The 12,126-nt window shown below is 66.0% G+C and carries 11 protein-coding genes and 1 pseudogene; 2 read left to right on the top strand and 10 right to left on the bottom strand.

Features of this window, described 5'->3' with window-relative positions:
* From AC1RUR_RS12515 to AC1RUR_RS12485, 7 genes are read right to left on the bottom strand one after another with little or no spacing between them, the layout of a single operon-like run.
* Entirely contained in the window at positions 1–915 is a 915-nt protein-coding gene (locus AC1RUR_RS12515) for a type II secretion system minor pseudopilin (protein WP_492844288.1), read from the bottom strand.
* The gene (locus AC1RUR_RS12510) at positions 912–1,616 is read right to left on the bottom strand and encodes a hypothetical protein (protein WP_492844287.1); all 705 of its coding nucleotides are present in this window, start codon (positions 1,614–1,616) and stop codon (positions 912–914) included. The genes AC1RUR_RS12515 and AC1RUR_RS12510 overlap by 4 nt, the downstream gene beginning before the upstream one ends.
* Before the next feature lie 26 nt (positions 1,617–1,642).
* Positions 1,643–2,038: a PulJ/GspJ family protein gene (locus tag AC1RUR_RS12505; protein WP_492844285.1), complete on the bottom strand. Its 396-nt coding sequence runs from the start codon at positions 2,036–2,038 to the stop codon at positions 1,643–1,645.
* Complete coding sequence (locus tag AC1RUR_RS12500) at positions 2,016–2,510, bottom strand: prepilin-type N-terminal cleavage/methylation domain-containing protein (RefSeq protein WP_492844283.1); 495 nt, start codon at positions 2,508–2,510, stop codon at positions 2,016–2,018. Before AC1RUR_RS12500 ends, AC1RUR_RS12505 begins: the two co-directional genes overlap by 23 nt.
* On the bottom strand, positions 2,473–2,925 hold the full coding sequence (gene gspG / locus AC1RUR_RS12495) for a type II secretion system major pseudopilin GspG (protein ID WP_492844281.1): 453 nt from the start codon (positions 2,923–2,925) through the stop codon (positions 2,473–2,475). Before gspG ends, AC1RUR_RS12500 begins: the two co-directional genes overlap by 38 nt.
* A gap of 31 nt (positions 2,926–2,956) precedes the next feature.
* Complete coding sequence (locus tag AC1RUR_RS12490) at positions 2,957–4,168, bottom strand: type II secretion system F family protein (protein ID WP_492844279.1); 1,212 nt, start codon at positions 4,166–4,168, stop codon at positions 2,957–2,959.
* Between the two features lie 5 nt (positions 4,169–4,173).
* Positions 4,174–5,877, bottom strand: a complete 1,704-nt coding sequence (locus AC1RUR_RS12485; protein WP_492844277.1) for a GspE/PulE family protein — start codon at positions 5,875–5,877, stop codon at positions 4,174–4,176.
* 137 nt (positions 5,878–6,014) lie between these two features.
* Between AC1RUR_RS12485 and gspD the strand changes: the two genes are divergently transcribed.
* Positions 6,015–8,396, top strand: coding sequence for a type II secretion system secretin GspD (gene gspD / locus AC1RUR_RS12480; protein WP_492844275.1), 2,382 nt, complete (start codon positions 6,015–6,017; stop codon positions 8,394–8,396).
* A 4-nt stretch (positions 8,397–8,400) separates the two neighbouring features.
* Complete coding sequence (locus AC1RUR_RS12475) at positions 8,401–8,997, top strand: prepilin peptidase (protein WP_492844273.1); 597 nt, start codon at positions 8,401–8,403, stop codon at positions 8,995–8,997.
* Between the two features lie 144 nt (positions 8,998–9,141).
* Here AC1RUR_RS12475 and AC1RUR_RS12470 read toward each other — a convergent pair whose 3' ends face one another.
* From AC1RUR_RS12470 to AC1RUR_RS12460, 3 genes and pseudogenes are all read right to left on the bottom strand, one after another.
* Positions 9,142–9,663: a tetratricopeptide repeat protein gene (locus tag AC1RUR_RS12470; protein ID WP_492844271.1), complete on the bottom strand. Its 522-nt coding sequence runs from the start codon at positions 9,661–9,663 to the stop codon at positions 9,142–9,144.
* 343 nt (positions 9,664–10,006) lie between these two features.
* Positions 10,007–10,753, bottom strand: coding sequence for a right-handed parallel beta-helix repeat-containing protein (locus tag AC1RUR_RS12465; RefSeq protein ID WP_492844269.1), 747 nt, complete (start codon positions 10,751–10,753; stop codon positions 10,007–10,009).
* A gap of 585 nt (positions 10,754–11,338) precedes the next feature.
* A pseudogene (locus AC1RUR_RS12460) lies at positions 11,339–12,126 on the bottom strand (M10 family metallopeptidase C-terminal domain-containing protein); the annotation flags it as partial.

Below are 12,126 nucleotides of genomic sequence, written 5' to 3'. Positions count from 1 at the left end.
TCACAGAGGCTTTCCGGCCGAGCCGTCGAAGGCGTTGTGCCATGACAATACACGATAGGGCTCATCGCCGCTTTCGAGAAGCAGGATGACGATCTCGGCCGAACTCCGACGATGTGACGGCGCCTCGACGGCGACGGTCAGCCGGTACGCCTTCGAGCCCTCAATCGTCGCATTGGTGCTGCCGGCGAGCCCGATCAGGGATCGCGGGTCGATATTGGGGTCCGTGCGGTCGCGCAGGACCTGTTGCAGCGTTTCCGGCGTCATGCCGGGCAGCGCCGCCACCACCTGCGGCGCGGCATCCAGCACGTTCACGGTCTTCATGTTGCTGAAGACGGTGACGAAGGGTATCACGCGCTCGACGACGGCGGACGGAATGCCGCGTACGAGCCAGAGCTCGTCGCTATGCGGAAACGGCGCGTGGCGGGGCAGATAGGACGCGCCGAGCGTGCGATAATAGGCATCCTCCGGATTGTCCTGTCCGGGCTCGGTCGACGAGCGCCAGGCGAGAATCCGGTCGGCATAGACGGGCGCATCGATCGCGGAGACGCCGAGCGTCGTCATCAGGCCCGCGAGGATCGGCTTGGGCGCCATGTTGAGATCGATGCGCGCCGCCTCCGAGCGGAACGTCACGCTCACCCGGCCGGCCCCGACGCGCGCATTGAAGGTGCCGCTGGTCGGACGCGTGGCTTCGTCCTGTCCCGTCAGCCGGTAGGCCGCCAGTTCAAGCCCGGCGTTGACCAGCGCGTCCGCCTGCAACCGGTCGGCGTTGACGGCGACCGTGATCGCAGTGTTGGTGACATAGGACAGGTAGATCAGCGCGAGAGCGGCCAGTGCCGCCAGCATCCAGAGCACCACGACGACGATGAAGCCGCGGCCATCGCGAAGCCTCGCATGATCGTGCCCGGCGCCGCTCACAGCTGCTGTCCCTCCTTCTCCGCCTGTCGCGGCCGGGTGCGCGCGGTCACGCAGGTCGCCGGATTCTTGGCCCGCGCGCACTCGGCCGGTGCCGTGATGTGCGGAATCACCGCGCCCGAGACCGCCAGCACCTGCCCGCTGGCGCCGTCGCGCACGGTGATGCGGATGCGATCCGGCAGTTGCGGCTGGCCGCGCCAGGTCGGCTGCCACTGGCCGTCCGGCCCGGCATAGGCGAAGCTGACGCGGAGCGGCGCACGGATCAGCACGACCTGGTCGACGAAGCGGATCTGTCCATCCGTCGGCATCGGCTGGAACGGCGCGCGCTCGCGTACCAGCGCGAGCCCCTGCGCGTCGGCCTTTTCGATCAGGCGGATGAACTCGAGGCCCGGACGCGCGCTCGGACCGAGTGCCGTGCGCAGGAAGGTCACCGATAATTCGGCGCCGTCGAACAGCGGCACCCTGGCATCACCGTTGACGGCGATCTGCTCGGCGACCGACAGATCGGCGACGATACGGTCGAGCCCGGTCGCCAGACGCTCGGCCCGCTGCACGCGGGCGATGCCGCGATTCCAGTTCGGCAGCCATTGCGCCGTCACCGTCGCCAGCGCCGCCAGGATGACGGTCATCAGCAGCGTCGCGAGCAACACTTCGAGCAGAGTGAAGCCTGCCTCATTGGCCAGCGCGCGGCGCAGCCGTTTCATGGCCAGGCCTCTCATCGAAAAGCCCTTCACTGCAAAGCCCTCGGCACCAGCTTCACGGTCGTGACCTGGATCGCGCTGCCGTCAGCGCGCTGGAGACGCACATTGACGGCCATCGGCACGAAACGATCGGTGGCCGGATTACCGCCGGGCACATTCATCGGCGCGACGTCGACGCGCCAGCGGCTGCCGGCAAGCTCGCCGCTCTGCCGGCCGGGTTTCAGCAACGACCGCGCCGGCAGATCCGCAAGCAGGGTCTCGGCGGTGCCGGCGAGGGCCAGATGCTGGTCGATCGCGCGCGTGCCCTTCGCCGTCGTGCCGATGACCGAGCCGATCGTCCCGAGCACGACCGCGATGATCGCGAGCGCGACCAGCGCTTCGATCAGGGTGAAGCCGGCGTCGTCAGAGCAGCTTCTGCGGGACAATCTCGACGCCTCCGGTCAGCCAGTTGACGCGCACCTCATAGCCCATGCCGGGCCGCGCCAGCGCGATCGTCCCCCCGCATGACATGCCCGACGGAAAGAAGTCGATCGACCGCCCCGCCGCGCGATCGGCGCAGCGCGCGGCCAGCGTCGCCTGCACGACCACGTCGCCCGGCAGTCGGATGGTTCGCCCGGTGACGCCGGAGCGGATCGCGCGCGCCTCCGCGTCCACCTGTGTCGCCACCCTCACCTGCCGGCGCAGCGCCGCGTTGCGGTCGGCCTTCAGCAGCGCCGCGGTCTCGACCGCATAGCTTTCCAGCCTGGCGCGCGTCGTCGTGCGCGGAACGGCCGGCAGGATGATCGACGCGAGCAGGCCGATGATCGCGAGCACGCACAGGATCTCGATCAGCGCGAAGCCGCGCGCATCGCCTGTGCCCTCAGCGCCCGCCGCTGACAATGTCGGCTGCCGTTCCACTGCCGCCTTCCTGACCGTCCGATCCGAGCGAGATGATGTCATAGGGCGCGCTCGCGCCCGGGGAGCGATAGACATAGACGTGGCCCCAGGGATCGTTGGGCACCACGCCGCCGCGCAAATAAGGCCCGTTCCAGCCCGCCTGATTGCTGCTGCGGGTCAGCGCGGTAAGGCCTTCGTTCGAAGTCGGATAGCGCCCGAGATCGAGATAATAGAGATCGAGCGCGCTGGAAAAGCTCTCGATCTGGATCTTCGCCGCCTTCGCCTTGGACTCGCTGAGATAGTTCAGCACCCGCGGACCGACCAGCGCCATGATCATCCCGATGATGGTGATGACGACCAGCATCTCGACGAGGGTGAAGCCCGCCTCCCCTCGGCCTGTGCGCCGGCCGCGTCTAGCGGATGGATGTTTGGTCACTTCAAGTCTCTCCGTTCCTTGCCCGTTCTGGCTAACCGACGATCTGGCTCACCGACATCAGCGCCGTCATCACCGAGGTGATCAGGCCACCGACGACCAGCGAGATCGCGATGATCGCCGCCGGCCCCGCGATGCCGACGGCGCGATCCAGCGTGCGTTGCAATTTGGCCTCGTAGAATTCGGCGACGCGTCCCGACAGCATCGGCAATTGCCCGGTCTCGTCGCCGAGCCGGAGCATGCGCACCGCCATCGCCGGCAGCGCTTCCGTCTCAGCCAGCGCGTCGGAGAGCTTCGAGCCATGGCGGACACGGTCGGCCGCCTCGCTCCAGACCGCGGACGGTCCGGTCGTCGCCATCATGTCGATCAGGATGCGCAGCGTGGTGGTGAGATTGACGCCGCTGCCGAGCAGCAGGCCGAGATTACGGCAGAACAGCGCGGTGCGATACGCGCTCATGATGTTGCGGATTGCCGGCAGGCGAGTGATCGCATTGGCGATGCCGCGGCGGATACGCTGCTGCCGCAGCAGCAGCCATGTCGCGGCGATGGCGGCCGCAAGGCCAGCCAGCACCGCGTCGGAATTGCCGCGCAGGAAAGTCGAGATGTTGAGGAAGACGCCGACGATCGGATCGACCTTGGCGCCGAAATCCTGCAACACGCTGGCAAACTGCGGCAGCACGAAAGTGAGGAAGAACAGGAGCACGCAGCCCGCCGCGCCAAGCACGAACACGGGATAGCGGATCGCATCCGACAGCCGGCGCCTCAGGGCTTCGCTGCGCGTGCGTTCACCGGCCAGCACCTCCAGCACCTGATCCAGCGATCCCGAGGCCTCGCCGACCCGCACCAGCGCAATGTACATCGCCGGAAACAGCCCCTCGTGCCGCGCCAGCGCTTCGGCAAAGCTCTCGCCCGAGACGACGCGCGAACGGATGTCGGCCACGACCGGCCGCAGCCGGCCGAAATCGGGATCGGCCGCCAACAGCTCCAACCCGTCATTGATGCGGGCGCCGGCCCGCAAGAGCAGTGCGAGGTCGCGGGTGAAGATGGTGACGTCTTCCGGCTTGGGCCTGTTGAAGAGGCTGACCACGCTGCCGGTCGCGCCGCCCTCCTCCGGCGTGACGTTGTCGACCAGGACGAGGCCGAGCCGCTCGATCCGCTGCGCGACGTCGCCCGGCGCGGGCGCGGCGATGGCGCCGGAGACCAGTTCGCCGTTGGCGTTGAGCGCGCGGTAGCGATAGTTCGGCATGGGCGTCAGCGCACCGTCGTGACGCGGAAGACCTCGGGCACGGTGGTGAGCCCGGCCCGGCATTTGGCGACCGCATCCTCCAGCATCGTCGTCATTCCGCCGCGCATCGCCGCGGCGTCGATGGAGTGGGAGTCGGTCTGCGGTCCGACCAGCGCACGCACCTCGTCGGACATTTCGAGGATCTCGAACACGCCGTTGCGGCCGCGAAAACCGGTGCCGCCGCACCGCTCGCAACCGCCGGCCTCGTGCACGACCTCACCGGCCTTGAATCCAATCACCGCAAAGCGCGGGTCCTTGGCGAGATCGGCCTCGCTCAAGCGGTGCGGCACCTTGCAGCGATCGCAGAGCATGCGCACCAGACGCTGCGCCACCACCGCGCGCAGCGTGGACTTGAGCAGGAAGCCCTCGATGCCGAGATCGATCAGGCGCGGCACGGCGGCCGCCGCCGTCTCGGTGTGCAGCGTCGTCAGCACGAGATGGCCGGTGAGCGCGGCATGAATCGCGATATGCGCGGTCTCGGCGTCGCGGACCTCGCCGACCATGATCACGTCGGGGTCCTGGCGCACGAAAGAGCGCATGGCCGAGGCGAAGGTCAGCCCGATCGACGGCTTGACCTGGGACTGGTTGATGCCGGGGATCTCGTATTCGACGGGATCCTCGATGGTGAGGATCTTGCGCGTCGGCTCGTTCAGAATCGACAGCATGGTCGCAAGCGTCGTGGTCTTGCCGCTGCCGGTCGGTCCGGTGACGACGATCATGCCGTGCGGCATCGCGAGCAGGCGTGTCATCGCGCTCTCGTCGCGCGCGCCGAGCCCGAGCTTGCTCATCTCCAGCAGGCCGCGGTCGCGCGGCAACAGGCGGATCACGGCGCTCTCGCCATGCTGCGTCGGCATGGTCGCGACGCGGACGTCGAGTTCGCTACGCCCGACGCGGACGCGTGCCGCGCCGTCCTGCGGCAGGCGACGTTCCGCGATGTTGAGGCTGGCGAGAATCTTGATGCGCGAGATCAGCGCCTGCGGCGGGATGCCGTGCGGCGATGGCAGCGCGCGCAACAGGCCGTCGACGCGCATGCGCACCACGAGCCCGGCGCGGAACGGTTCGACGTGGATATCGCTTGCGCGCAAGTCCACCGCGCGCTCCAGGAGATCATTGAGCGCGCGCACCACCGGCGCACCGCTGGCGAGATCGCGCAGGCTCTCGATGTCGTCGTCGGACTGCTGCGCGACGCTCCTGCCGGTGCGATCGGCACTCGCGTCATCGGCGTCAGCCCGCTGATCGAGGACCGTCGTAATGTCCTCATATGACGCCACGACGACATCGACCGGCGCTCCGAACACAATTTCGGCGGCGCGAATGGCCGCAGTGTCGGAGGGATCGGCGACCGCCAGGCGAAAAACGTCATTCACCGCACCGGCATTGGTCGCACTGAAGGGAAAGATGGTGGATTCACGCAGGAAACGGCGCGAAAAACCGTCGAGACGCGGCGTGGCCGCGAGCAGTTGCGGAAGGCTCAGCCGCGGCAGAGCAAAATAGTCGGAGACTTCATCGGCAAATTCGGCCGCGGAAAGATCGGTGGCCTCCCACAATTCGCGCAAGGGGCGCGTCAGCGTGGGATTGGATGACTTGTCCATTTGGGCATGCGCCCGCGGCGGCAATGAGTATTTTTCAAGGAGGTGCTGCCGGAAGCTATCTGCGGAGCGGTCGCGCATCGCATTCACAGCGTTGACCTTGTTACCTGAATGCAACAACTTCGGCGGTTAAGGAAGGCCCTTTACCCTTGACTTATTTCTTAGCAAAAACATAATCGTGGCGCAAACTATTGCGCGTCCGAACCGAGGGGGATCGGATGCATTTTTCAATCACTTCCAGCGTTGGCAGGCGTATTTTGTTCGAGGTGGTCCAGCCGCTCTTGCGCCTCCGCTCAGCGTTGCCTGGAACGCTCATCCTGTTGTCGGCCGCGTTCCTGCTCGGCGCCTGCATCGTCACGGCCGACCAGTCGATCGAAGCCGATCCAAAGGATCCGCGCGCGCAGGACATCGCTGACAGGATCCGCTCCCTCGACCTGCAGCCGCGGCAACCTGCGGATGCGGGCGCAGGCGGCATTGCCCAGGCGAAATCTTCCAAGCCCGCGATCTATCTCAGCGATGGTGCAACGCCGCAAGGCGGCGCGCTCGCCGAGCGCGACGATGGTGGCGGCAGCGGTTATGACCTGAATTTCGAGAACGCGCCGGTCGCGAGCGTCGCAAAGGTCATCCTTGGTGACGTACTTAACGTCGGTTACACGATCGACCCGCGCGTGCAGGGAACGGTGACGCTGGCCTCGGTGCGGCCCGTGCCCAAGGCGGACGCGCTCTATGTGCTGGAGAACGCGCTGCGCATGTCCGGTGTTGCGCTGGTCCGTGACCGCACCGGCTACCGCCTGCTGCCGGCGCCGGAAGCCGGTCCCGGCGGGATCGACCGATCGATGAACGCGGCGGCCGGCCAGGGCATCACCGTGGTACCGCTGCGCTACGTCTCGGCGCAGAACATCTTCAAGCTGCTCGACGCCTTCGGCGTGAAGGCCTCGACCATGCGTCCCGACAGCGCCCGCAACACGCTGATCGTCAGCGGAAGCGGCACCGACCGCGCGACTGCGGTCGACACCATTCTGTCCTTCGACGCCGACTGGATGCGTGGACAGTCCGTCGGCATCTTTCCGGTGCGCAATTCCTCGCCGGAGCCCGTCATCACCGAGATCGAGAAGATCATGGATTCCGGCGAAGGCGGCATGAGCCAGAATGTGATCAAGCTTCAGCCGATCGCACGGCTCAACTCGATCCTCGTGGTGAGCCAGAAGCCGGAATACCTCAAGCGTGCGCAGACCTGGATCGCGCGGCTCGATCGCTCCGACACCGAAGGGGTGAACCTGAAATCCTATCCGCTGCGCTATGGCAATTCCAAGCTGATCGTGGCGCTGCTGAACGACATGCTGCTAAGCCAGAGCGCGACGAGCAGCTCGACGCTCGACAACGCCTCGAGCCAGATCTCGCCCGGCGCGGGGATCTCGGCCTCGTCATCGGGCAATCCAGTGGCCTCGCTCAGCGCGCTGCCGACCGCCGGCGCGGGCGCCGCAACGCCGGTCACCGCGCCTGCGGGATCATCGCTCAGCGCCCGTCCCGCGCCGTCGATGTCCGCAACGCCGGGGCAGGACAGCACCGCCGGCGGAATCTCGGGCGGCGGAGCCAAGCCCGGCGTCAACGGCATCCTCCAGAACGTGAGGATCACCGCCGATGTCACCAACAACGCCGTGCTCGTCTACGCCAACCAGGAGGCGCAGCGCATCGTCGAGCAGACCATCCGGCAGATCGACCGGCCACAGCGCCAGATCGCGATCGAGGCGACCATCGCCGAGGTCACGCTGAACGACCAGTTGAACTATGGCGTGCAGTTCTTCCTGGCCAGCAAGCAGGGCTCGATCTCCAATACCGTCGCGGGCGTGAGCAATTCGAGCGCGGTCGGCAGCAATATTGAACCGGCGAGTAATGCCGTCAATGCTGCGGCCGGCGCCTTGCTCGGCCGCGCACTGCCGGGCTTCAACTTCCTGATCGGCGCCGAGAACTCGCCGCGCGTCGTGCTCGACGCGCTGCACGGCGTCACCAACGTCAAGGTGCTGTCGAACCCGTCGCTGGTGGTGCTCGACAACCAGACGGCGACCTTGCAGGTCGGCGACCAGGTGCCGTTCTCGACGGGCACTGCGACCGTGCTGACCGCCAACAACACCGTGGTCAGCACCATCGACTACAAGAACACCGGCATCATCCTGCGCGTGCTGCCGCGCGCCAACGCCAACGGCAACGTCGTGCTCGACATCGAGCAGGAGATCTCGAGCGTGGCCGCCGGCAGCGCCAACTCGCTGACGCCGACGATCTCGCAGCGCCGGGTCAAGAGCTCGATCGCGGTGACCAGCGGACAGACTGTGCTGCTCGCCGGACTGATCAGCGAGACCGAGAACAGGCAACGCCAGGGCCTGCCGATCCTGGATTCCATTCCCGGCGTAGGCGACGCCTTCTCGCACCAGACCAACACGCGCAGCCGCACCGAACTGATCCTGTTCATCCGGCCGACCGTGATCAAGGACGGCGTCGATGCGCATGTCATCGCCGAGGAGATGCGCACTAAGATGAACGGCCGCCTGGTCGGCACCAGCAATCCCGTGGTCACCGTCAGCCCGCCCAAGGCGGCGCGCTAGCGGCGTGACCGATCAGGAGGCGAACGACGGGACGGGCCCCGCGCTCGCGCTCGGCATCGCCCTGCTGCTGGGCGTGTTCGCGAGCCTCGTCACCGCGCCGGGCGCCGAGGGCCTGTACGGTGCATTCCTGGCCACCCTGATGCTCGCCATCGCGGCGAACGATGCGCGCCACTACCTCATTCCGAACGAGCTGACGGGAGCCGCTTTCGCGCTCGCCCTGCTCCGCGCCGCCGCCTTCGTGCCTGATGTCGGCATCGAGGCGCTGCTCTGGCCGCTGGCCCGCGCGGCGGCCGTGGCGCTTCCGCTGCTGCTGCTGATGGCGCTCTACCGGCGCTGGCGCGGCCGCGATGGGCTGGGGCTCGGCGACGTCAAGCTTGCCGCGGTCTGCGGCGCCTGGCTCGATCTTGCGACCGTGGCCGCGGTGATCGAGCTTGCGGCGCTGTCCGCGATCGGCGCCTATGCCGCAAGTGCCGCGCTGCAAAGAAGACCGCTGCGCGCCACCGCTTTCCTGCCGTTCGGGCTGTTCCTGGCGCCGGCGATCTGGATCGGTTGGCTCGGCGAGACCTGGTATGTGAACTGGCTCGGCGGCTGGCCGGGCTAAGGCGCGATGATACCGGCCTGAATCGTCATTGCGGCGCAGGTGCGGGACGCCGCGCGGGAGTTCGCTCTCTACTGTGCATGGGGTTGTTTTTGCATTTTTGTTTGGGAGCCCGAGCGGCCGGAGACAGCGGGCGCCGCAAGGCCGTCAGTGCTCGCGGCTCGGCGCCCATTCCAGCGCCCGCAGGCGGGCCTGGGCAATCTGTCCGCGCGTCATCTTGGTGGTGACGGCATCGCGGATCCGGACCCGCGCCTCGCGCGCCCGCGGCGGCGCCGCGGCCGTCGACAGATTGAGCCATTTGGAGGCCTCGACGATGTCCTGCGGAACGCCCTGGCCGCGGTCGTAGAGCAGGCCCAGTGAATATTGGGCGCGGCTGTCGCCCTGCTCCGCCGCGCGCCGGTACCACATCGCAGCTTCCGTATAGTTCTGCGGCACGCCGCGGCCGGTCTCGAACAGGAGGCCGAGATAGGTCTGCGCCGCCGCGTTGCCGCGCTCGGCGAGCGGAATGAAGATGCGGGACGCCGCCACATAGTCCTGGCGCTGGAACGCGGCGACGCCCTGGCGGAGGGATGGGGCGGCTGCTCCGGCAGGCGCCGCGAGCAGCGGTGCCGCGATCGCGAAGGCCAGAGCCGCAAGCCGCAGCGACCGGACCCAACGACGATAATCCATACGGGGACGTCTCTCACTCATCATCCGGTGTCCCATCGACAGCACCCGCGACAGATTATTCCGGTCGCATGACGGAATCCATATCAGGGTTGCTGGCCTCCATTGCACGGGCGACCGCGACTTGGAAGGCCGCACAATCGGGAAACCGGCATAATCGAACTCTGCACAGAGAAGTTCTGGCTCGCCCTTATTAAGGGCTCCCATTTTCACGCGCTGCATACGCCAGTCTATGGTGCCGCCGAGGCAGAACCCGCAATGCGCGTTCTATCGCGACCTGCTCAAAGAAAAGGCTCCGGGCGGACATCGCCCAGAGCCTCTCGCATTCGTCGATGATCAGGAAAGACTATTTGTAGCCGCCCGCCGAACCAGGCGTGGTGTCCGGACCATTGCCGTTGATCTGATTGTCGCCATAGGACAGCACCGTACCGAGCGTGGCGATTCCAGAATTGTTGACGATCATGGACCTGCCGATGCGGATGTTCGCGGCACCACCCTGAGCGATACCGGTGCTCAGGCTGTCGGAGATGTTGCTGTTGTTGACCTGAACGCTGGACGAGCCCGCGACATTCAGACCAACGAAATTTTTATTGATGGAAACGTTGTTGATGAGGCTCCTGGCCGTTCCACCGTTGGGATTGATGAAAACGCCGTTCCCATCGGCACCCGAACCGTTATGCGTGATGACGCTGTCGCGGATCATCAACAACGCGCCGGCATTCGAGGGAGTGAACGAGACGCCGGATGAACCGGCGGCGTTGAAATTCCTGATGAAGCAATGCTCGATAACCACCGAGGCCGCCTGGAGGACGGTGACGCCCTTGAGGCCGGTCCCCGCACCGTCAATGTCGAGGCCGCGCAGCACGATGTGATCCGTCGCCGCCGCATTGACGATGACACCGTTGGTACCGGACGCCAGGATACCGCCCACGACACCTTCGCAATAGATCGAGATCGCCTTGGTGATGGTCACTGTGCCGAAGCCGGCCGAATCGAGACAGTTGATCTCACCGCCTGCCGCCGTCTTCGAGATCGCGCCGGGGAAGGTCTTGCACGGAGCGGTGCGACTGCACGGATTGACGTCGTCGCCCACGCCGGACACCCAGGTTCTGGTGGCTTGAGCGTGAGCCGGTTGCGATGCGATCACTGGCCCGAGCAATCCTGCAACCAAGGCCAAGAGTGCAATTCGACGCATTTTTTCTTCCTCCCGAGATTAAGCTGAGATCCCAGCTTGTTGCCATGCACAAATCTTCGCCGCCGCAGGCTGCGTGTCGTGCGGCCCTACGGCATCACCTTCCAAATTTCGCTGAAACTTCCCCCGCCGCCTTCGGCGCTCGCAAATAGAACCTTCGTGTTCAAATGATTAGGTACGCAAACGCCACTTGGAAAAACGGAAACAGGCTTCTTGGCATTATTGTCTCGCACAACCGCTGCGCGACGGACCGTTGGCTTTCTAGTGGTCGCGCCGGATCAGGCAAGGTTCAATTTAACGCGTTCTTTTTTAATTTTGAAACTTGCGCGCGCCGGCTCGACCATGGTCCGCGGACGACGTCGGTGATAGTTTGAGCCTGCGGACCACTCATGCGTCGTGCACGTCCCACGATCGCGGCGCGACAAGCAAGTCGTGGCAGAATGACCGCGTCTCCTGCGTCGATTCGACGCGACGAGGCCGGCGCCTTCACCCGAGCATGAAACCGGTGCCGTGCAGATCGTGAAGAACGGCAATCACACTGTCGATCACCGCCGTGTCGGGACTCCCCGCAAGTTCGGCGAGCGTCCCGTGCCCTGTCGCGGTCTGCGCATCGGCTGGTGCCGGCATAGCGTCCGGCAGCTCAGTCGGGTTTGACAGCGTGGTGCCGACCTGGCCGGAACTAAAAACGAAGTTATCGCCAGCGGTCCCGAGCCCTGCAGTTGCGAGCGGCGCTGCACCCACGGTGCCGTCGCCATTGAGATCCTGGTGCAGGGTCGGCTCCAGCGCCTTCAGGCTCGGATCGCTCCCCAACACTTCCGGGGCAGCGGCGAGAGTGGTCACAAAGTTTCCGGTGCTGTCCGTGCTCCAGACGGAATAATGGCCGTTCGCCGAATTCTTCCAGACCACGTCGTAGCCGCCGCCGGACACCTGCTCGGCGGCAATCACCGACCATGTGGTGTAATTAGCCGTGTTCACCGCGGAGCCCGCATATTTCAGGGTGGGCCCGGCGCCGGTCGAGATATTGGTCAGGTAATAACTGCCACCTGATACGACCAGGCTGGTCGAGCCGAGCGCCTCGATCGTAACGGCGGGGACACCGATTGTGCCGTCGCCATTGAGATCCTGATGAAGTGTCGGCTCCAGTGCCTCCAGAGACGGATCGGTCCCCACGACTTCACCGGCAGCGGCAAGCGTCGTCACAAAGTTTCCGGTGCTGTCCGTGCTCCAGACGGAATAATGGCCGTTCGCCGAATTCTTCCAGACCACGTCGTAGC

The sequence above is a fragment of the Bradyrhizobium sp. GW821-FHT12B03 genome (assembly GCF_058807535.1).
The sequence above is the reverse complement of the archived record's forward strand: the minus strand, read 5'-3'. Positions and strand labels throughout refer to the sequence as shown.

Coding starts and splice junctions, on each gene's coding strand:
- AC1RUR_RS12490 (WP_492844279.1), bottom strand. CDS start 4,168: ATGCCGAACTATCGCTACCGCGCGCTCAACGCCAACGGCGAACTGGTC.
- AC1RUR_RS12510 (WP_492844287.1), bottom strand. CDS start 1,616: ATGAAACGGCTGCGCCGCGCGCTGGCCAATGAGGCAGGCTTCACTCTG.
- AC1RUR_RS12485 (WP_492844277.1), bottom strand. CDS start 5,877: ATGCGCGACCGCTCCGCAGATAGCTTCCGGCAGCACCTCCTTGAAAAA.
- AC1RUR_RS12470 (WP_492844271.1), bottom strand. CDS start 9,663: ATGGATTATCGTCGTTGGGTCCGGTCGCTGCGGCTTGCGGCTCTGGCC.
- gspD (WP_492844275.1), top strand. CDS start 6,015: ATGCATTTTTCAATCACTTCCAGCGTTGGCAGGCGTATTTTGTTCGAG.